General features: G+C 36.5%; 18 protein-coding genes, 1 tRNA gene and 4 pseudogenes. 14 read left to right on the forward strand and 9 right to left on the reverse strand.

Annotation, left to right across the window (positions count from 1 at the left end; genetic code table 11):
* The first annotated feature begins 78 nt into the window (after positions 1-78).
* The 3 genes from NBW39_RS00995 to NBW39_RS01005 all read left to right on the forward strand — a co-directional run bounded on the left by NBW39_RS00995 (position 79) and on the right by NBW39_RS01005 (position 1,180).
* Positions 79-468, forward strand: coding sequence for an IS630 transposase-related protein (locus NBW39_RS00995; protein WP_250295351.1), 390 nt, complete (start codon positions 79-81; stop codon positions 466-468).
* Between the two features lie 143 nt (positions 469-611).
* Complete coding sequence (locus NBW39_RS01000; RefSeq protein WP_370273739.1) at positions 612-932, forward strand: transposase; 321 nt, start codon at positions 612-614, stop codon at positions 930-932.
* Between the two features lie 59 nt (positions 933-991).
* Complete coding sequence (locus NBW39_RS01005; protein ID WP_250295353.1) at positions 992-1,180, forward strand: hypothetical protein; 189 nt, start codon at positions 992-994, stop codon at positions 1,178-1,180.
* Between the two features lie 453 nt (positions 1,181-1,633).
* Here the strand turns inward: NBW39_RS01005 and trhO are convergent, their stop codons facing one another.
* Positions 1,634-2,461: an oxygen-dependent tRNA uridine(34) hydroxylase TrhO gene (gene trhO, locus NBW39_RS01010; RefSeq protein WP_250295354.1), complete on the reverse strand. Its 828-nt coding sequence runs from the start codon at positions 2,459-2,461 to the stop codon at positions 1,634-1,636.
* A gap of 129 nt (positions 2,462-2,590) precedes the next feature.
* Here trhO and NBW39_RS01015 point away from each other — a divergent pair, with 129 nt between their 5' ends.
* The gene (locus NBW39_RS01015) at positions 2,591-4,189 is read left to right on the forward strand and encodes an ABC transporter permease (RefSeq protein ID WP_250295355.1); all 1,599 of its coding nucleotides are present in this window, start codon (positions 2,591-2,593) and stop codon (positions 4,187-4,189) included.
* Between the two features lie 36 nt (positions 4,190-4,225).
* On the opposite strand, the pseudogene NBW39_RS01020 reads toward NBW39_RS01015, so the two are convergent.
* From NBW39_RS01020 to NBW39_RS01040, 5 genes and pseudogenes are all read right to left on the reverse strand, one after another.
* A pseudogene (locus tag NBW39_RS01020) lies at positions 4,226-4,490 on the reverse strand (integrase core domain-containing protein); the annotation flags it as partial.
* A 656-nt stretch (positions 4,491-5,146) separates the two neighbouring features.
* A pseudogene (locus NBW39_RS08800) lies at positions 5,147-5,392 on the reverse strand (PD-(D/E)XK nuclease family transposase); the annotation flags it as partial.
* A 291-nt stretch (positions 5,393-5,683) separates the two neighbouring features.
* A protein-coding gene (locus NBW39_RS01030) for an IS630 family transposase (protein ID WP_250294642.1) occupies positions 5,684-6,543 on the reverse strand; the annotation gives its coding sequence in 2 pieces (ribosomal slippage) (positions 5,684-6,219 and positions 6,219-6,543; 861 coding nt in all).
* 460 nt (positions 6,544-7,003) lie between these two features.
* Positions 7,004-7,792, reverse strand: coding sequence for a diaminopimelate epimerase (gene dapF, locus NBW39_RS01035; protein ID WP_250295356.1), 789 nt, complete (start codon positions 7,790-7,792; stop codon positions 7,004-7,006).
* Positions 7,773-8,360, reverse strand: coding sequence for a nitroreductase family protein (locus tag NBW39_RS01040; RefSeq protein WP_250295722.1), 588 nt, complete (start codon positions 8,358-8,360; stop codon positions 7,773-7,775). The genes dapF and NBW39_RS01040 overlap by 20 nt, the downstream gene beginning before the upstream one ends.
* A gap of 85 nt (positions 8,361-8,445) precedes the next feature.
* Here NBW39_RS01040 and NBW39_RS01045 point away from each other — a divergent pair, with 85 nt between their 5' ends.
* From NBW39_RS01045 to NBW39_RS01060, 3 genes and pseudogenes are all read left to right on the forward strand, one after another.
* Positions 8,446-8,973: a biotin transporter BioY gene (locus NBW39_RS01045; RefSeq protein WP_250295357.1), complete on the forward strand. Its 528-nt coding sequence runs from the start codon at positions 8,446-8,448 to the stop codon at positions 8,971-8,973.
* The gene (locus NBW39_RS01050; protein WP_370273678.1) at positions 8,970-9,359 is read left to right on the forward strand and encodes a DUF1284 domain-containing protein; all 390 of its coding nucleotides are present in this window, start codon (positions 8,970-8,972) and stop codon (positions 9,357-9,359) included. Before NBW39_RS01045 ends, NBW39_RS01050 begins: the two co-directional genes overlap by 4 nt.
* An 889-nt stretch (positions 9,360-10,248) precedes the next feature.
* A pseudogene (locus NBW39_RS01060) lies at positions 10,249-10,734 on the forward strand (phage terminase large subunit); the annotation flags it as partial.
* Positions 10,735-10,740: 6 nt separating this feature from the next.
* On the opposite strand, the gene NBW39_RS01065 reads toward NBW39_RS01060, so the two are convergent.
* Positions 10,741-11,533, reverse strand: a protein-coding gene (locus tag NBW39_RS01065; protein ID WP_250294670.1) for an IS5 family transposase whose coding sequence is annotated in 2 segments (ribosomal slippage) — positions 10,741-11,268 and positions 11,270-11,533 — 792 coding nt in all. Because the reading frame shifts where the segments join, the coding sequence is not laid out codon by codon here.
* A gap of 55 nt (positions 11,534-11,588) precedes the next feature.
* Between NBW39_RS01065 and terL the strand changes: the two are divergent.
* Positions 11,589-12,608: pseudogene (gene terL / locus NBW39_RS01070) on the forward strand (phage terminase large subunit); the annotation flags it as partial.
* On the opposite strand, the gene NBW39_RS01075 reads toward terL, so the two are convergent.
* Positions 12,547-13,419, reverse strand: a complete 873-nt coding sequence (locus NBW39_RS01075; RefSeq protein WP_250294632.1) for an IS982 family transposase — start codon at positions 13,417-13,419, stop codon at positions 12,547-12,549. The pseudogene terL and the gene NBW39_RS01075 overlap by 62 nt on opposite strands.
* A 381-nt stretch (positions 13,420-13,800) precedes the next feature.
* Between NBW39_RS01075 and NBW39_RS01080 the strand changes: the two genes are divergently transcribed.
* From NBW39_RS01080 to gyrA, 3 genes are all read left to right on the forward strand, one after another.
* Positions 13,801-14,676, forward strand: coding sequence for a tetratricopeptide repeat protein (locus NBW39_RS01080; RefSeq protein WP_250295360.1), 876 nt, complete (start codon positions 13,801-13,803; stop codon positions 14,674-14,676).
* A gap of 81 nt (positions 14,677-14,757) precedes the next feature.
* Positions 14,758-14,830 (forward strand) — tRNA-Val (locus NBW39_RS01085).
* 52 nt (positions 14,831-14,882) lie between these two features.
* Positions 14,883-17,573, forward strand: coding sequence for a DNA gyrase subunit A (gene gyrA / locus NBW39_RS01090; RefSeq protein WP_250295361.1), 2,691 nt, complete (start codon positions 14,883-14,885; stop codon positions 17,571-17,573).
* Positions 17,574-17,594: 21 nt separating this feature from the next.
* On the opposite strand, the gene NBW39_RS01095 is transcribed toward gyrA, so the two are convergent.
* Positions 17,595-17,858 (reverse strand): hypothetical protein, encoded by a 264-nt coding sequence (locus tag NBW39_RS01095; RefSeq protein WP_250295362.1) that lies wholly within the window; start codon positions 17,856-17,858, stop codon positions 17,595-17,597.
* A gap of 550 nt (positions 17,859-18,408) precedes the next feature.
* Here NBW39_RS01095 and NBW39_RS01100 point away from each other — a divergent pair.
* The 3 genes from NBW39_RS01100 to NBW39_RS01110 all read left to right on the forward strand — a co-directional run bounded on the left by NBW39_RS01100 (position 18,409) and on the right by NBW39_RS01110 (position 21,407).
* Entirely contained in the window at positions 18,409-18,930 is a 522-nt protein-coding gene (locus NBW39_RS01100; RefSeq protein WP_250295363.1) for a cytochrome b, read from the forward strand.
* Positions 18,931-18,935: 5 nt separating this feature from the next.
* Positions 18,936-19,964, forward strand: a complete 1,029-nt coding sequence (locus NBW39_RS01105) for an NAD(P)H-dependent flavin oxidoreductase (protein ID WP_250295364.1) — start codon at positions 18,936-18,938, stop codon at positions 19,962-19,964.
* A gap of 123 nt (positions 19,965-20,087) precedes the next feature.
* On the forward strand, positions 20,088-21,407 hold the full coding sequence (locus NBW39_RS01110) for a hypothetical protein (RefSeq protein WP_250295365.1): 1,320 nt from the start codon (positions 20,088-20,090) through the stop codon (positions 21,405-21,407).
* Positions 21,408-21,432: the final 25 nt, after the last annotated feature.

Genomic DNA, 21,432 nt, shown 5'->3' on the forward strand with positions numbered 1-21,432 from the left:
TCTACTCTTGCCACTTCAGTACTGGGTCTATAGTACTTCCCAAAGTAAATGATAACTGTATAATGACTATTTTAGAGAATGAAAGAAATGGCATACAGTGTGGATTTGCGGGAAAAAGCAGTATCTTTGGTTGAAAAAGGAAAGCCAAAGGAAGAGGTTGCGGAACTATTAGAAATAGGAATAGCAACGTTATATCTCTGGCTGAAAAAGAAAGCTGCTGGTGAGAGTCTGAAACCAGCAAAAATGAGTGGTTTTATACGAAAAATAGACCCGAAAATGCTGGCAGAGTATGTTAAAAAATACCCAGATCACACGCTAATGGAGATGAAACAAAACCTTGGATTCGGAATAAACTCGATTTGGTACAGGCTAAAGCAGCTAAAAACCACAAGAAAAAAAAGACCACGCTTTACCGAGAACGGAGCCATGAAGATAGGCAGAAATTTATCGAAAAAATCGCTAAAATAGACTGTTCTAGCATTGTTTACATAGATGAAACAGGAGTTGACAATAGGCTATATCGGGAATATGGAAGAGCTCTGCGAGGAGAGAAAATTTATGCCTGGTAAAAAACGAGAGAGAATCAGCATGGGTGGATTCAGAAGAAATTCATTGCACCAATGACCTTTACTGGAGGGTGCGATAAAGATGTATTCAATGCGTGGCTGGAGCAGATATTACTGCCTGAACTGCCTGCTGGTACAACTATAGTTATGGATAATGCTGCTTTCCATAAAACTGCTAAGACAAGAGAGTTAATAGAAGGTGCGGGCTGCCATTTGCTTTATCTTTCCGCGTACTCACCAGATCTCAATCCGATTGAGCACTGTTGGCATACCATTAAAAGCTGGCTCAGACCTCGCATTTATCAACAAGATAACCTCTTCCTTCTTGTTGGTAAGGCTATTACGGAAGTTTATCATTTATTTTAGGAAGTACTATAGTACTGGTAAGAGCGATTAATGAAGCTAAAGTTGAAAAAGAGGATATTTTGTTATTTGATAGGGGAATTGCAAAAACAGGAACTTTCGTTGAGTTTGACGAAAAGGAATATAAATTTATTACAAGAATGCACTTAAAAAGAAGGTACGACATTATAAGAGAAAATGAAATTACTCAAAAACAACAACCAAGAAATTTTGGAGGACATAATAGTCAATCTCTATCAAGCAAAAAGTAAAGTAGCAATGACCTACGTTTAATAAAAATTAGAAACAAAGCCGGAGATGAAATATGGTTTTTGACCAACTTGTTTGAAATGCCGGCTATGCAAGTAACAGAGCTATATAGGCGCAGGTGGGACATAGTTTAAATTTATAAAGCAAAACCTTGGACTTTTTAAGTCATACCATGAATGGCATGAAGGTGTATATTTACATGATAATTATTACGGCTTTATTATTTCTTGTTTATAAGATCAGAAACAACTTACATGGATTTAAAATAGCACTATTACAGTTTACATTAGATCTTAATGATTCTTTTATACGCTCAATTGTCTAATATCAGGAGATGCCGTTAATCACCTTATATGACACCATTTCTGACACTTTCAACACTTATGCGGTCTACTCTCCTTTATCAAGAGATTTTGAGAGATTGACACATAGTTGGAATATGACGTAGAGAGATCTTACTTATTATAGCTATAACACTGAAGTTTACAACCAGAACAAACCACTTGGCCACGTGGAACTGACTTCAGTTCATTAGTTGAAACTTGATTTGAGCAGAATATGCATTTTATTGTGTTGCTTGGAGTAAGTGAGTTATCAACAGTAATTCTATCATCAAAAACAAAACACTCACCTTCCCAATTACCATTTTTATTATAAGTTTTTTCAAGGTAAGAAAGAATGCCGCCTTTCAGGTGGTACACATTGTTAAATCCAAGATTTTTCATGTACGCTGTAGATTTTTCGCATCTAATCCCACCAGTACAGTACATAGCTACTTTCAGGTCTTTACTCTCAGAGAAAGACTTTGCCCACTCAGGGAAATCGCGAAAACGCTGAGTATGTGGATTGATTGCATTTTTAAACTTGCCTAACTCAACCTCATACTCATTTCGTGTATCTATTACTAAAACGTCAGGTTGAGAAGTAAAATCATCCCAATGCTCTGGATCAACATATTTACCCTTAAGGGAAATATCAAGATTGCCTACACCAAGATTCACAATCTCTCTTTTTAATTTTACCTTCATCTTGCTAAATGGTTGATATTCTGCTGCACTCTCTTTCCATGTAAGGTCCCTTAGCCTATAATCAGAACGTAGAAAATCGAATATTTTATCAATCGCGTTTCTTTCACCAGATATAGTCGCATTAATACCCTCTTCTGCAAGGAGTATAGTACCCTTTAATTCAACGTTGTCGCATGCAGTTTTTATTTCGTCTTTCATGTCATAATAATTAGAGAGTTCTACAAAGTGATAGAAAGTTGCAATGACGAAGCTCATGATTATTCACTTATCAACTAAAAACATGATATACAAAATTACAAAGATATTCAATAGTACGGCTGTTAATTACTGGATATCTTCAGTTTTTACATATAACATTTTAATATCAAATATAGATTCAAATTAATGTTTTTGAGAGTATTTAAAAATATATTCTTATTTTTAGTAAGTATATTATTCGTCTGTCCTATACTATCGTTAATATCGATTCTATTTACAGAATCAGCAAATTCTGGATGGGTAATCAGCACACTTTTCCCTGAATATATACTGAGTACGTTAATTTTGATGATAGGAGTGGGGGGAATATCTTTCATATTTGGAGTAATTCCAGCTTGGCTCACCACATTTTTTTCATTTCCTGGAAGTAAAATTTTTGAGATTGCTTTGTTCTTTCCGATATCGATTCCCGGATATATAGTAGCGTTCGTCTATGTAAATACACTAGAGTTTTCAGGTCCGGTGCAGAGCTCATTAAGAGACATTTTAGGGTGGAGCAAAGGTGACTATTGGTTTCCTGAAATAAAATCCCTAGGTGGTGGAATATTAGTGATGGGATTTAGCCTATATCCATACGTTTATATGTTAGTCCGCTCAAGTCTAAAGAATGTTAGTAACTCAGTCACTATTGCATCAACACTTGGGTTCTCCTCATTGAAGAGCCTGTTTTCTGTCATCATACCTTCCATACGCCCATCGATTATAGCTGGGTTGTCCTTGGTACTAATGGAGGTAATTACGGATTTTGGCACACCACAGTTTCTTGCTATCGATACTTTTACGACAGGAATATATCGCACCTGGTTTTTACTGCATGACAAATATTCAACTACTGTTTTGGCAGTTGCAGAATTGATTTTTGTTGTAACACTAATAGCTATCGAAAAAAAACTACAAAAAAAAGGAATATCCTACTCTTCAATCAATACCAATTCAGATTATCACAACAAACGGAGTGTAAGTGGTGCTATACCGTTAATTTGCACTTATATTATGTGTGCATTACCAATATTGATAGGTTTTATTTTGCCAATGATTCCACTCATATATTGGAGCATAGAGAAGGGGTTTTTCATATACGAAGCAAGGTTCTATAATATAATAGCAAATAGCATTAGTTTATCAGTTATTACTGCACTAATCTCAATTAGCATTGCAATAATAATTGGATATACGGCGCGTAAAAATAAGGTAATCAATAATGTAGCACGTCTCATTTCTTTAGGCTACGCAATTCCAAATGCAATTATCGCAATTAGCATAATAATATTTTTAAGCAGAATATCCTCTTTCATTACTCAATATATTGTGGAAATTAGCTTGGTAGGGACTATTGGCGCTTTAGTTTACTCATATTTATTTCGTTTTTTTGCTATATCTTTCAAGGCGGTAGAGTCAGGGCTCAAAAAAACACCAAATGAAATTGAGTGGACTGCATATACCATGGGTCATGGGCCTATTTCCACATGTTTGAATGTTCATATCCCTCTCATCAAGAAGAGTATATTATCGGGATTTTTGCTCGTATTTATGGATACTATCAAGGAGCTCACAGCAACACTCATTATAAGACCATTTAATTTTGAAACTATATCAACTAGAATATATGAACTTGTAAGCGATGAGCGCTATAGAGAAGCTGCCCCATTTTCGTTAATAATAGTTATAATAGGCTTAATCTCTACAATAACCTTATTTACACTTGATGATAAGGATAAAAAATAAACTGTAATAGTTTAGACTTGATCTGACAGGCGTGAATTAACTGACAGAAGAATTGACAAAGTCAAAACCAAAATCAGCATCCTGTTTAATGCTATCAATATTTTTCTGATAAGCAATATGCATACTATCAAAAAAGGTTTGCATAGGATAGCAATATTTACCTGAATGCGGTCTAGATCTATTGTAAGAATGCACCCAATGGTCTACATCTAACTGAAGTTCTGCCAAAGAGGTGTAAATTTTCTTTCTAAAGATAATATTGATCTTGCATAGTTCTGTGGAACCTTTCACATATGCCATGCTTCGGAGTTGTTGGTAAGTGCACTTACAGTTTTACTTGTAATCATCTGCTTTCCTACCTTAAGTGGTTGACAAAGTTTCTTGTCACGAAGGACCAAATGGAAGTCTGCTCGTTTTCACGCGAATTAATGTCTATCCATTTCATTACAAACTGGCATTCGCTTTCTCCATTATCCTTTACCTGCACCTTCATCAGCATTCCTTGCGGTTTGCTTGCCATATAGGCGAAATACAGGCTTACCCTGTTCCTTCTATCATACAACAGTGGGTTAGGTGGCTTCTCTATACCGGTGATTTGCGTACATCCAGAAATGAAAAATGTCACATTACCTTTTGGTCAGAGCTTGTCAGCATCTTTAGCTCTTTCGTAATTACGATACTTATGAAACTTCACTTGCGTTCACCATACCACTAAGCCTAGCCCTCCAACCACATGATGCTTGTAGTTTATGCTTTCTCTCACGATTGAGCATCTTCTTTTTCAAGAGGAGGTTCATTGTCCGCATCGCTCGGCACCAACTGGTTGCCCGATTCGCACTGATGCATAGACTCAGATGGCAAAACATCTGGTTTAATAAGTTTTAGAATCCTTTCAGTTTCTTTCTGAATGAATTCCTCTCCTTTTAAACAATATGACCGAAGACTTTCAGGTCGCACCATTTCAATTATTAGCTGAGTTCCAGTGGAATCAGTACAGAGAACATCAACAATACTTTGTTTATCAGAGGCAACTTCGGGATCCATAATAGTGCTAAGAAACTCAACTTCTTGTATTGGATTTATCTCAGTAAACCCTAAAATATCGTTCAAAAAATGTATGAGAATATTCTTATTTTTTTCCGTTCCAAATATTTTTTTGAAGGTCAAATCCAGCTTAGGGTCGAGAAACTTAGATAAAGCCATAGCCAAAATGCTTAAAAATATTAATAATTATACACACAATTATTCAACCATATTTTTGAAGATAGCTATAGCTATGCCGCCGCGGCGCTAACAAGCAGCGGAGTCCTACGTCATACCGTCACGGTATCTCTAGATCACGCTAACAAGTAGCGGGATGACGGTTGTCGGTAGGCCTAAATTACTTTAGTCATAAATATTAAGAAATTTACCAAACGAAAAAAAAGGCAAAAGAAGCCCCGTTGGTGACTAGTTATTTATATGTATAGCACTTCTCATAATAATCCGAACAGATCATAGAAAGGCAGAATCAACAGCATGACGAAAAGACTTGAATAGAGGAATGTTTTTCCTGACTCTGTTTTTTATAGCAAACCAATGATGTTCAATTTTGTTAAAATCTGGAGAATACGGTGGCAGATACAAAATTTCTGCACCAATCCCTTTAGCAAGCTTAATGATCTTATCAGACTTATGAAAAGTAGCATTGTCAAGAATGACAGTTTGTCCAGGTTCCAAGGTCGGTATCAAAAATTGCTCAAACCATCCATTAAAAATATCCATATTACAGTGGCCTTCAAAGGTTAATGGAGCAACTATTTTTCTTTCACTTAAAGCTGCAATCATACTGATTCGTTGAGTTTTCTTCCCAGATTTTAGGGCATAAAACCGCTGTCCCTTCTGACAATATCCATAGGGGTAGTCTTCAGTGTTGTCAATGCCAGACTCATCTATATACACTAAGTTTTTAGGTTCTTTTGTTGCTATAATTTTCAAGAATTTAGCACGTTTTTCTTCGCTTCTTTCCTTGTACCCATAGGTCTTTTTTTGCGTGTAAATCCAATTTTTTTCAGGGCTCGGTGGATAGTTTGGATACTAACGTTGCTCCAAAGTTTAGCCATTTCCAATAGAGTCTTTCCTCCGTTTTCTCTGGCAAATTTAGCAAAGGCATCCCAGTCGGTAATTTTGTGATTGTAACCTCCATTTCCAAGTTTTTTTGATTGAAAGTCACCTGTTTCTTTTCTTCTTTGCTGCCACTCCCACAAAGTAGTTCGTCCAATTTTAAATCTTGCTGCCACTGTTTCTCTGCTTTCTCCCTCGTCTAGAGCTTCCATTGCTTTTTTCCTTAAGTCATAACTATATGCTGCTGGCATACCTACCTTCACTACTACAAATCCTTATTTTACCTTATTTGGACTATTATGAAAAGTACTATACTTCAAAATATTGGCGTTTTTTATTCTAAACGCTACGATTCAGCCGCTTTTAAATGCGATTAACCTAAATTATAAACGTTAAGAAATTTACTGAGCGGAAAAAAAGGCAAAGAAACCCTAGGGTAGCTAGTATTCAAATTCTCCCTTGTTCTATTTGACGTCTTTTGATGTCTTAAACGCTTTATAAGCGCGTTTCGGCTTGTATAGGTAGAAACCCAGAAGTTTTATAAAGACATGAGGTGCACATAGTGCAAAAAATTAAGCATGATTTACGCCAAATACAAAGTTCCCTTTGTCGTTTTAATCTGCAGATTGCGAAGATAAATAAATAGCTTCAGTTTCATGATAAGGGGGCTGGCGGAGTTTGTCAAGTAGTTTTGCATTGTGAAAACAATTATCACAAAAATCCTATATCACCGGTCATGAATACGTTATTTGCCCATTCGATTAATAACTTACCTCCTGGTAAATCTACTGAAGTCTGTTGGGCAGTCAGATATCCACGTAGTGTGGATGCAACAAGTGCCGCACAGGCTGCACTACCGCATGATGCAGTAATGCCTGTACCTCTTTCCCAAACCCTTAAAGCTATTTCTCCAGACTTTTCAACTTGTGCAATACTAATATTAATTTTCTGAGGAAATAATTCGTGATTTTCCAGCTTTGGTCCTAAATTTCGCAATGGTATTTCACTTATGTTATCAACAAAAAAAACTATATGAGGGTTACCAATATTTACTGCAACAGGATCTTTTAGCATTTCAAGCTCTACAGGTAAGTGAAGAGTGTCACACTCAGTAGACAAGGGAATTTCATGCCATTTTAGCAAAGGTTTACCCATGTTAACCTTTATGGATTTATCACCAACTTTAAAACACTCTAAAATGCGCTTGTTTGTTAGCTCAATAGTGGAGTATTCAGCACCTTTTTCTGACATTATCAAATATCCAACACAGCGTGCTGCGTTTCCGCACATTTCAGCTTTGCTACCATCAGCATTATAGATATGCATAAAGCAGTCTGCAGCATTAGACATTGTTATAATTATCACTTGATCACAACTGCTTTGATCAGCAATTTGTCTATAGTTCCAGTCTAAATTGTTTGTTGAACGTGAGTCTATGATAACAAAATTATTGCCAGTACCGTGCATCTTGATAAAATTTTTAGGACCTTGGCCACTCATCATAAAAAAATATTTCTTCTATTGGTCTTCTTTTTTTCTTACTTGTTTCAGCGCCCTCTTCTTCGTAACCAACCGCTATCACTGACATTACATTAAAATCATCGGATATATTGAATCTTTCTACTATTTTATCTCTATCAAATCCACCCATTTGATGAGCCATTAAGTTCATAGCTGCAGCCTGTAGCATAAGTGCATAATTTGCTGCACCAGTATCGTGATTAGCCCAAAAATTTTCACCTTTGTCAGATTTACGGAAATTCTTAGCGCTTAGAGATATAATTAGTATTTGTGCATCTTTTGCCCATTTTTGATTAGATTCATCAAGGCAATTGAGCAATTTTCCCCATGCGCTTTGATTGTTCTGTTTGTTGCATATTACGTATCTCCAGGGTTCATCACCAAAACATGAGGGAGTCAGCCTTATAGCTTCCATTAAAATATCCATGTCTTCCTGAGATATTGCTCTTGTAGGATCGTATGAACGTCCGCTGTGTCTTGCTTTCATCAACGATAATAGATCTTGTTTACTCATCATTTTTAATTTAATAGTGCATAAATAATTTATTGTAGCACAATATAAGTAAAATTTAAATTGCAAAACCTCTTATACACATATATTACATTTAATAAGTTATTTTTATTGGGAAGGTATGTTTATAACACAATCTAGCAGTAGATCAACACTGGCTGAAATATTGTCTTGCGTTTTACTTTTATTCTTAATGGCTCAAATAAGCATACCATTGCAGCCTGTGCCTATCACATTGCAAACTTTAGGAGTAATGCTTATTGGGCTTAAATTTAACCGCAGAACAGCATTCTATTCTGTGCTTACATATCTATCACTTGGTGCAATAGGATTTCCTGTTTTTGCGAATTTTTCTGGTGGTTATCACATTTTTCTCGGACCAACAGGTGGATATTTAATTGGCTTTTTAGCTGCTGTCATAGTGATGGACGAAGTCAATGAACTCTTAAGTCTTAAATGTGAATTACTCGCACGCAATTCTTTTAGTTGTATAGTTGGCACAGCTATGATTTTTATATGTGGTGCCAGTTGGCTTGCTGTTCACGTGGGTATGGGACAAGCAATAATGGTGGGTGTTTTACCATTTATCCTTCTTGGTTTGGTAAAAATTTTTCTACTTGTAGCAGCTTTGCAATATTTGAAAAAATGATAAAATTCCGCCCTCATCATTTCATGTGCACCCTCGCGTTTCGGGGATATGGGTATTCTCAGGGTTTTGTAGAAAATTATAAAAAGATAGCAAGCAAAGTAATTAGTACTCAAATCGAAGTAGTTGGTAATCTTGATAGTATTTGTAGTGCTTGCCCAAACCAGACTAAACAAGGTAAATGCACCACACAAGCTAAAGTTTTAGAGCTAGATAGAAGGCATATGGAAATTTTAGGAATAAAAATTGGCGAGACTTTGACCTGGAGTGAAGCGGTAGAAAAGATTAGAGAGAAAATGTCTTTAAAGAAATTTGATTACGCATGTGAGGGGTGCAACTGGCAGCCATATGGAATATGTAAAAATGCCCTTTTAAATCTACAAAGGTAGTTGACAAAATGTTAAGATAAATTGAAGCATTTTTGTGGAAATAGATTTCTTGCCCAAGCCACAACTGTCATTCAATAGAAACGAAAAACTTGCTTGACAAGCCTCGCCAGCCCCACTATCATGAAACTGAAGCTATTTATTTATCTTCGCAGTCTGCAGATTAAAACGACAAAGGGAACTTTGTATTTGGCGTAAATCATGCTTAATTTTTTGCACTATGTGCACCTCATGTCTTTATAAAACTTTTAGGTTTCTACCTATACAAGCAGAAACGCGCTTATAAAGCGTTCAAGACATCAAAAGACGTCAAATAGAACAAGGGAGAATTTGAATACTGGCTACCCTGGGGGTTCTTTGCCTTTTTTTCTGCCTAGTAAATTTCTTAAACATTTATAGCTAAGGTTAGTTGCATTTAAAAGCAGCTAAATTGCAGCGTTTAAGACTTAAAAAAACGCCAATACAGAAAATAGACAATGACCAGGGCTTCTTTTGCCTTTTTTTTATTTGCTTAAATATTTATGGCTAAAGATTGCACGAATGTTGCAATTACAAAAACGATTTCTACTAGGGTGTCATCCCAGTCTGGGATCCAGGAAAGTTTGCTTGTAAACTAACATAGAAAGTGGTTACAACGTTCTTGATTACGTTAAATTAAAAACTGGATCCCAGACTGGGATGACATCATAGGGGCGCTGGCCCTGACAACCGTCATCCCGCAGCGGGATCTAGAGATACCGCGACGGTATGACGTAGATTGCTGTCATTCCAGTGCTTGGCACTGGAATCCAGCCTTTATTATGCAGCCACTTGGTTGAAATTAAGTCTTCTGGATCCCAGACTGGGATGACAAGAAGAGGGCTACTTGGATGACATCTTTCAACATTATATCATGAACTTTCTAAAATTCATTGAGTTATGCTTTCAAACGGTAGTGCCGGGGTGTGAGTATAATGATTATCAGTATATAAAAGTCATAGCAGACAGACTTGAAGCGGCAAATGTTGGCAAAATGAGGCGAATAATATTCAATATGCCTCCGCGTTCAATGAAGTCCCTGTGCATAAGCGTTGCGTGGCCCGCATGGATACTGGGAAATCAGCCCACTGCAAGAATAATAGTTGCAAGTTACTCCCGGCTGCTTAGCGAAAAACACTCGCTCGATACAAGGTGTATAATGCAGTCTAGTTGGTATAGAGAGCTATTTCCAGAGGTAGAACTATCCAAAGATCAGAATACCAAATACAAATTTCAAACAGTGCAGAGAGGATACAGAATCGCAACATCAGTTGGAGGAACACTAACCGGTGAAGGCGGTGATTTTATCATTGTGGATGATCCGCTCAGTTCTGCTCAAGCTTTGAGTGAAACGCTTAGAACCTGTTCATAATCTTTTAAGGAGTAAAGAAGTGAAAGCAAGAACGACCATTTGTAAGCTAGTGTTGAGTTTCCGCTCGCAATTTTTCCACAAACGCCTACATTTTTCCAACCAAGCAAAAGAGCGCTCAACAACCCATCTCTTTGGCAGTACAACAAAGGTGTGTAATTCACTTCGCTTTATTACTTCGACCGTCGAACCAATAGTTGCTTTTATTTGTGTTGCAAAATTTTCTCCAGTGTAGCCTGCATCAACAAGTATATTTTTAACTTCAGAGAGTTTTTCTTTAGCATTTTCGACCATTTTCATGGCACTGCTGCGGTCGGTTGCTTCTGCCGTTGTTACATAAATCGCGTGTGGTAAACCTTGTGTATCTACTGCAATATGGCGCTTTATTCCTGAAATTTTTTTACCTGCATCGTAGCCCTTATTTTCAGCAGTATCTGCATTTTTTACGCTCTGAGCATCAATTATACAAAAACTAGTTCTTTCTTTCCGACCATTGCTGATACGTGTCTCTCCAACTAATTTTTTTTAATACACGCTCCAAAGTACTTTCTGTATCTTCGCTTGGTTTTTCACTCCATTTTTTAAAATATTCGTAACAACTTCGCCATTTTGGAAAATCTTTTGGCAGCATTCTCCACTGACAGGCACTTTTTAGGACGTACAGCACTGCACAAAATACATCATACAAATCAAGTTTTCTTGGTTTTGTTTTCTTCCTACTACTCTCCAGAATTGATCTGATTTTTTCAAATTGTTCTCGACTTATGTCACTTGGGTATAAATTTCTCATATATCCTTATTCATATACATCATCTCATAGTTTATCACTTTTTTGAGATTATGAACAGGTTCTTAGAAAGCGTGCCACAAACTGGTTTGATCAGACTCTAGTAACGAGGCTCAACGACAGAAAAAAAGGAGTCATTGTTCTTGTGATGCACAGGCTACACCAGGAGGACTTAACCGGACACCTTCTCTCCAAGCCAAAAAATATATGGCATCATATTTGCTTACCGATGATTTCTGAAAATAAGAAGATTATCTATTCAATCAAAAAGCCAGCGCATCCTGTTTCTGTCATCCAAGTAACTACAACCAGTAATAAAACAGCATCGCGTGCTAGACCTGCAAAGATGTTATACTCAAGAGAAGAAGGCCAGCTATTATATCCCCTCTATGGAGGAAAAAAAGAAGTTAAGATGATAAAAGTCGAACTTGGGAGTTACGCTTTTGCTGCACAATATCAACAGAACCCTCTGCCACTTTCAAGTGGTATAATTAAACGAGAGTGGCTGAAGCGCTATAGAAATTTTCCTGATAATCTCTCATATGTCACTCAGAGCTGGGACACTGCAGTTTCAACAAGCAACATGAGCAACTTTAGTGTCTGCACCACCTGGGCAAAAATAGATAATAAATTCTATTTACTTGATGTATATCGCGCAAAGCTTGAGTATCCAAAGCTTAAAGAACAAGTTTTATCACTAGCTGCAAGATGGTCACCACACGCGATTTTGATCGAAGCCAAAACAAGTGGTCAGCAATTAGCACAAGAGCTGAAGGCAAACAGTGATTTACCCATTATCGAAATAGTGCCACATGATGGTAAGCTCACTCGATTCCACCGGATTGCTCCGATGATAGAGTCTGGCAAGGTTTTTCTGCCACATCAAGCAGTATGGCTGAACGATTTTGAGTATGAGATTTTAATGTTCCCTGAAACGCACCACGACGACCAAGTGGATAGTACCGTGCAATATCTCCAGTGGGTGAGAAACAGTATCTCTAGACCCCAGTTATGGATTAACCAACGAAGTAAAGCTGAGAAATACAGGGCTTTTTCGATTGCATTGAATAAGAAATGAGGGTAGAAAAAATATGTACCAAGAAATTTACTGTGGATCTATGCCGAGTGTGCTCAAGTTCAAATTTGTTTTTTAGGCAGCCAAAAACCGTTTCAACAATCGATCTTTTCCCTAGTAAAATCTTCTCTTTCAGCGAAATCAGTGCATTTTTCATACCTTTTTTCACTTTAGTGACGAGTTTTAGACCTCTATCGAATAGTTTCTCAAAGAGCTCTTTCTTTATATAGCCCTTATCTCCAAACAAAAGTCCAGTTAGTTTTTTGGTTAGAGTTGGTACAGGTTTTCTGTCATCGACGTTACCTCTGGTTAGCGTAACACCTTGAATTTCACCTATTTCATTGATTACTACATGTAATTTAAAACCAAAAAACCAGCCGTAAGTATTCTTTCCTAACTCTGCTAATCCTTTGAAAACCTTATTTCTTGAGATTCTTTTTCGATGGCATACTGCTATTGAAGTAGAATCTATGTAGGAAATCCCGGTCATTTTTGCTTGTTCACAAAACCATTGCAAAAGTAATGCTAAATACCACAAAACTCGCGGCTTTAAGGCAATAAATCTGTGATATGAAGGCAGCTTTGAAAACTCTGATCTATAGAATAACTGAAGATAACAAAGATAAAAAGCCTTGAAGTTTTTACATGGTGATTTATGGTATAATAGGATTATGGTTAGAATTTCTGAGTGCGCTATTTCTGGTACTCTGGTTGGTTTTTTGCCGTTTGATAAGAACCTATTTGCAAAATTATCATCTACCGCACGACAAAAATCCTCGACGCAACAGTACAGTTCTGTAATATCTTTCTTCATGGGTAACCTCTTATTATTACTAAAATACTCGAGTTTACCCTGTTTCCCTCTTCTTAGTTATACTTTTATCTATTTTCTAATCCATAACTGAGGTCTCTAGGGTCGCATCTGTACGGGCATTGTGATTTGAGCCTACCGATCCGAGTACTTGGATGACAGGAGAAGAAGGCTACTTAGATGGCAGGGAGGAGCTACTCGAATGACGGTGTCGGTAAACTTAGAACTATTTGCCTTTTTTCTACTTAAGTTTGGGTTATGCAAGAAGTCTAATAGAGCGAAATATGGAAGACAAAAGATAAGTGCATTCTACGCAGCATCGCTAATTAATAATATCTTTATTATTGTATGAGATAGGTAATTTAGCATTTATGAATTTGTAATGTGTTACGCATAGCTCAAAGAAATAAGGTTTACTGGTTACACGCTGCAGCCAATGCCACAACACTAGGATCTATGTTTGTCTGCATGTTAATTTGCGTTGTGATTTTATGGAGGTCTTCTGTTACCTATGCTAGTGAAAATTTGGAGATACAGAAGGCCTTTGATAGTGTTGTCAAGCATATAAAAGCTGATAAAAAGTATAAAGATCTTGATGTTATTGAGAGAAAAAGTGACAAATTTAATATCAAAATTGCGCAGAATTCTGGCAAGAGTTTTGACATATACTCTACTTTAAAAAAAGCAAAAGATTCCTTTGAGTCAGGAGATAATGAAACAGCTATTTCTCTCCTTAATCAGATTATCGCAAAGTTTCCTTATCATAAAAATGCTTTGATTGGACTGGGGAATATTTATTACGCTAATAAAGAATACAAAAAAGCTGTAGAGATTTACACAAGACTGTTAAAAGAATACCCTAGTAACCCTTACATATTAAAAAATTTTCTGACGATAATCTCACAATATGATCCTGATCTGGCGTTGAGTGAAATGTTGAAATTGTATGATATACATAAAAATTATGCTCCTTTATTAGCAAATTTAGGTCTGATTTATATGAAAAAGGAGGATTATGTAAAAGGTAAAGAGTATATGACAACTGCTATTTCCCTTGATGAAAACAATATTTTTTATACCTATAATTTAGCTGTTATTCTAGATAAACTTTCAGATTTTAAAAATGCTACAATATTCTACTTAAAGTTGTTGAACATGGCTACAACTTCGAAAGATGTGAGTGAAAAAATACCTTTATACAAAGTGACAGCAAGACTAAAATTTATAAAACTCCACAGCACGCACCCAAAGATTTCATAAAAGCTTATAGCTTACCTAAATCTAATTTATCGCTATTTTTGTTTACAATAATAATATTGAGCTATAGAATTACATCTAAAGGGGCAATTAGCTCAGCTGGTAGAGCATCTCGTTTACACCGAGGAGGTCGGCAGTTCAAGTCTGTCATTGCCCATTTGCTTAACTGAATGTTAATATTATTAATTACTTCAATCAAAATATAGAAAATGCAAGATAATATAGTACCAATCTCAATAGTAAAAGAGCTGGAAGATTCTTATCTCTCCTACGCAATGAGCGTTATCATAAGTCGGGCTATACCTGACGTGCGGGATGGATTTAAACCTGTTCATAGGCGCATATTATATGCAATGTCAAGAGCTGGGTTCGATGCCGGTAAGCCATATAAAAAGGCTGCTCGTATAGTTGGGGACGTAATGGGGAAATATCACCCACATGGTGATGCAGCTATTTACGATTCCTTGGTTAGGATGGCTCAAGATTTCTCTCTTCTTTTACCACTTGTTGATGGGCAAGGTAACTTTGGTTCGATAGATGGAGATCCACCAGCTTCAATGCGATACACAGAAGCAAGACTTCAAAAAGTGTCGCACTTTTTACTGAATGATATTGATGAAGATACAGTTGATTTTAGGCCAAACTACGATGGAAATGAAACAGAGCCTGTTGTGCTGCCTGCAGAGTTTCCGAATCTATTGGTAAATGGTGCAAGCGGTGTTGCAGTTGGTATGGCAACCAATATTCCTTCTCACAACCTTGGGGAAATAATAGATGCTTGTATGTTATATATAGATAATCCTGAAGTTACTTTGGATGAGTTACTTGAAGTGATGCCAGGGCCGGATTTCCCAACTGGGGGAACGATTCTTGGAAGGTCTGGAATAAGATCAGCATTTGCAACTGGTCGTGGATCAATTGTTATGCAAGGCAAGACTCACATAGAAGACTTGCCACAAGATAGGCAAGCAATAGTTATTGATGAAATACCTTACCAGGTAAATAAAGTAAAATTAATTGAGAAGATAGGTGAGCTTGTAAAAGAAAAAAGAATTGATGGCATAACAGAAATTAGGGATGAGTCTGATAAGTCTGGTATTAGAGTAGTAATTGACCTCAGAAGAAATGCTGAAGCAAGTTTTATACTTAATCAAATATTAGGACTAACTCCACTAAGAAGTAGTTTTAGTGTTAACACTTTAGTCCTCAACAACAACAGGCCTGCTTTGATGTCATTAAAGGAAATCATAGAGGCCTTTATTGATTTTAGAAAAGAAGTATTAATCAGGAGAACAGAATTTCGTCTAAGAAAAACGAGGGAAAAAGCTCATATATATATAGGGCTCTACATTGCGGTCCTCAGCATAGATGAAGTGATAAAAATCATCCGTGGTGCAAAAGATCCTGCGGAAGCAAGTAGAGAACTTTTAAATAAAGAATGGAAAACTTCGAATGAAATCAACACTATTATTGAGTTGATTTCAGATAGCGCGAGCTTTTTGAAAGATGGAGTGTATAGATTAACTGAGCTACAAATTAAGGCTATTCTTGACATGAAATTGCAACGTTTAACAGGCCTTGAAAAAGACAAATTAGAAGCTGAGCTAAGTTCAATGATCAACCTGATAAAAGAATATATCGCTTTTCTTGGCTCAGGAGAGAAGTTGATGAAAGAAATAAAAAACAATCTACAAGAAATAAAGAACAGATTTGCTGTGCCGCGAAAAACTTTAATAGAGGAATTAGATACGGACATTGAAGCTGAAGATCTAATTCCACAAGAGGACATGGTGATAACTGTAACTATGAATGGTTATATTAAGCGCGTGAAGCTCTCTCACTATAGAACTCAGCATCGTGGTGGAAAAGGAAAGTTAGGACAGGGGTTAAAGGAAGAGGACGTAATTACAAAATTATTTGTTGGAAATACCCACACTAGCCTTTTATTCTTTTCTAATATTGGCCGAGTTTATAGATTAAAAGTTTATAAATTACCTCTTGCAGAGCCAACTGCACGTGGAAGAGCACTTGTTAATATATTCCCGCTTAGCGATGGTGAAACTATAACTAATATAATGCCATTACCAAGTGAAAATGACGAAAATCAAAACATAGTTTTTGCTACTGCTCATGGGAACATAAGGCGCAACTCTTTAGCGGATTTTCACTATATTCCAAGCAATGGAAAAATAGCAATCAAGCTCGATGAAGGAGATAAGTTAATATCAGTTAAAGTATGCAATGAAATTGATCATGTTTTTCTTTCAACAAGATTCGGCAAAAGTATCAGATTTGTTGTAAGTGATGTGCGTCAATTTAAGAGTCGCAATTCAGATGGCGTAAGAGGTATCAAACTTGTAAGGAATGATAGCGTGATATCCATGACCATATTAAATGGGATAGGTGTAGCAACAGAAACAAAAGAACTTTACTTAAAAGTTCCACTTGCAAAAAGACTGGGGACTGCAATTAATAACTCCATTGATTCTAAATTGGAAAAGACTTTGAATGATTTAGGAATAGATAACGAATTGTTCTTAAAACTTGCAGTGAATGAGGAGTTTATATTAACTATTACCGAAAATGGCTTTGGTAAAAGAACTTCTGCGTATGAGTATAGAATAACTAACAGGGGTGGTGTTGGTATCACCAATATTCTTACTACTAGCAGAAACGGTAATGTTGTTGCTAGTTTTCCAGTTGAGCAGGGTGATAATATAATGCTTATTACAGATAAAGGAAAGTTAATTCGCATTTCAGTAAATGATATCAGAATTGCAGGACGCAGCACTCAGGGAGTCACTCTGTTTAAAACAGAGAGTAAAGAAAAGGTGGTGTCAGTAGCAAAAATTGAAGATCCTGATTCTACTGAAGATAGTATTTCTGAGTCTCAGTTGTAATACAAACTATCTATGCATAATTTACAGGTAGCCAATAGACTTTTTCGGTGTCATCCAAGTAGCCCTCTTCTTGTCATCCCAGTGCTCCTTTCTTGTCATCCAAGTAGCCCCCTTTCTTGTCATCCCAGTCTGGGATCTAGTTTCCATAAAATGGCGCATTTTAACATAACTTTTATACTTGATAAAATTCCCAGTGTCACGCACTGGGATGAAAAAAAAAGGAGCACTGGCCTCCCTAGTAGAGATCGCTTTTGTAATTGCAACATTCATGCAATCTTTAGCCATAAATATTAAGAAATTTACCAAATGAAAAAAAAGGCAAAAGAAGCCCCGATCATTGTTTATTTTCAGTATCGGCGTTCTTTAAGTCTTAAACACTGCAATTTAGCTGCTTTTAAGTGCAGTTAACCTAAATTGTAAACATTAAGAAATTTACCAGGCAGAAAAAAAAGACAAAGAAATCGAGTGGTAATTAGTGTTCACTTCCTAATCCTGCAAATTGGCGTACTATACTGTCTTAAACAGCGCGTTTCAGCTTATATAGCTAGCAATACTGTGAAGACATAAGGTGCACATAGTGCAAAAAATTAAAAATAAGACGCCAACTACGTTGTTTTCTTGCTGTTTAATCTGCACAGATGAAGATAACTGAATACCTTCAGTATCATGATAAGGGCGCTGGCGGAGTTTGTCAAGGAAGTTTTTCGTTTCTACCAGCTACCTAGATGGCAGGATTGCTCTTGAATTTACATTGTCGGTAAATCTAAATTGCTTTAATAATTTTGATTGAAAAATAGTTTTTCTATTATATAAATGCTACTTTAGAGTAATCAAAATGGAAGACAATAAATATAGCCTGGGTTTAAGAGTTATCCACTGGTTGATGGCTGCTTTTATTATCGGTATGCTTTGTTCTGGACTTTATATGAAGAGCTTGCCACTTAGCAATGAAATTAAGTTCAACATATACGCTATTCATAAGGCTTGCGGTATCACTATTCTTGGATTAATCATAGTACGCATATTTTTTCGCGTCTTTACTTATGTTCCACGACTTCCAGCAAATTTTTCTCGGTTTGTAATCAATGCGAGCAAAACGGTACACTTTGGTTTATATTCTTTAATGGTGCTAATGCCACTATCTGGCTATGTTATGTCTTCTGCTTCTGGCAAAAAGATCAAGTATTTTTTTCATATCCCTTTGTTGATTAATCAAAACAAAGATCTAGCTAACACGGCTAATCAGCTACATTCGATGTTTGCATATTTTATGGTACTCTTTATAATCTTGCATATACTTGGCGCTTTGAAACACACATTTATAGATAAACAAAATATTTTTAAACGTATGATATAGGTTATATGTTAAGTAGCCTCTGGAAAAAAGGAACAGATTTTCTTGGTAGTGAGTTTGCGATAATGGGTGGTGCTATGAGCTGGGTTTCAGAGAGAAATTTGGTTTCGGCAATCTCAAATGCTGGTGGTTTCGGTGTAATTGCATGTGGCGCAATGTTCCCAGATTTACTGGAAAAAGAAATCATAGAGACACAGAAATTAACTAACAAGCCATTTGGTGTAAATCTAATTACTATGCACCCAAAGTTGAGTGAGTTGATAGATGTGTGTATTGAAACGAAAGTAAGCCATATAGTGCTTGCCGGCGGATTACCAACGAAGCCTAATATAGAAAAAATTAAGAGTGCAGGCATTAAAGTTATGTGCTTTGCACCAGCATTAAGCCTTGCGAAAAGGTTAGTAAAAATGGGAGTAGATGCGTTAATAATAGAGGGAATGGAAGCAGGCGGGCACATAGGGCCAGTTAGCACTTCTGTTCTCGCACAAGAGATATTGCCTCATTTTAAAAATGAACAAACACCAGTGTTTGTTGCAGGTGGAATAGGAAGAGGTGAAATGATAGTTAATTACTTAGAAATGGGGGCAAGTGGCTGTCAAATAGGTACATTATTTGTCTGCACTAATGAGTCAATTGCCCACAAAAATTTTAAGAAAGTGTTTATTAAATCAGCTGCGCGTAATGCAGTGTCTTCTGTGCAAATAAGTGCTGATTTTCCTGTAATTCCAGTAAGAGCTATAGCCAACAAAGCAAGTGATGATTTTATGAAGCATCAAAAAAAAGTTATTGATGAATACCAAAAGGGACAGATCTCAAAAGAAGATGGGCAGCTTGAAATAGAAAAGTTCTGGGCTGGAGCTTTAAGGAGAGCAGTAATTGATGGAGATGTTGAAACGGGATCTCTAATGGCCGGCCAAAGTGTTGGCATGGTTGATAGGGAAAAGCCTGTAAAAGAAGTAGTGGATATGTTAGTTCAACAAGCAAAGAATCATATTAATAGCAAATCTGTAGAAGTAGAAAGCCCAGAAAGCAAATAGTTAAGCGACCTTCCAATAAGCAAGTTGCCGCAATTATTTATAATATGGCATAATTGCCCAGTTTTAATGTAAAATTAACGCTAAAAAGGTATCTATACATTTTATTATGTATGGAGGAATGTTATGCACAGTCCCTTTAAAAAACCTAAGAGTAAGGAAGGAGATATTAACCAATCATTGCATGAAATTATATACAACAAGGTAACAAAAAAAACACATAATCATAAAAGCCCAAAAAAAAATGGAGGTGGAACTATCAAAAAATGCATAGAGTTGTTCAAGCAAGGGGATGATCCTAAGGTATTAACTAAATTAGAAAAATCGCTGAGAGAACGAATTGAATTAGAAAAATCACCGGAAAAACAAGAGGAATATCGAAAACATTATAAGTATTATATCGAGAACTTCCTTCCAGCGTTGCTAGGAGAAATAATGCAATCAAAAAACCTAGAAACAGAAGAGAAAAAGAAAATAGCAGAAATAATTTCAGATGCTATTAAACAGGCCGGCGAAGAAGAATATGAGCGTTTTCAACGCTTCCTTTCAGAGTTAGAAACAAAATTAAACGAGCCAAACTTAAAAGCAATAATTATGAAACTGAAAATTTCAGACGATCTTAGCAAGATCATCAATGAAAATGATTCCGGTAGCACTATTCAAAATCAAAACGGTCGTAGAAATAGTCAAATAGATAGACAAGATAATACAAATACTCCTAAGCTCAGTAGTGATTCAGATAGTGGAGTAAGTTCACGTAAACCGAGTGAAGAAAATTTAGAATCACCAGTAAGTAGCAGAAGGAGCAGTTTAACTTTAGTAACAAGCACTTCATCTGAGGAAAGTTTAAACTCAACATTGAGCTCTGTTGAAGGAGATAATGGCTTACAACCAGAGGATGAAGGAGAGACAAAATTAGCACACCTAACTAAAACAAGGTCCAAAGGGCCAAGTGGACGAAGATCTCCTTCTAAATATAATAAAAAGATTGAAGATCAAGTTAAAAATGGAGTCAGCCCAGGTGTCATCCAAGTAGCTGACACTGAGATTCAGAGAGAAAAAAATATGGATCCAGATGGTCAGGCTACTCAGATGACAGGTAGTCAGCCATTGCAACCTGAAGAAAAAAAGAACACCGCTCCCATTGTGCAAAAACCTTCTGCAAACAAAAACAATAGTAAAGGTACGCCACCTGAGAAACAACCCAATAACAGAAATCTTCACGTTGCACTTGTAGCAGGTTGTGCTCTCTCTACAATAGGGTGCATTGTTGCAGGAGCAATGACATCAGGACTGGTAGGAGCAGGACTACTTGCTATGGCTGCAGTGTTTGCTATAGCAGCAGTAGCTGAATTGCATTCAAACTTCCTATCAAGTAAATTAACATCCATTAATGTGGAACCTCTTGTTGATGATAAAGAGCTTACAGCATGTTCACGTCTATAAAAATTAAATATGTGTTACTTATAGT

Source organism: Wolbachia endosymbiont of Oedothorax gibbosus, assembly GCF_936270435.1.
Lineage (GTDB): Bacteria > Pseudomonadota > Alphaproteobacteria > Rickettsiales > Anaplasmataceae > Wolbachia.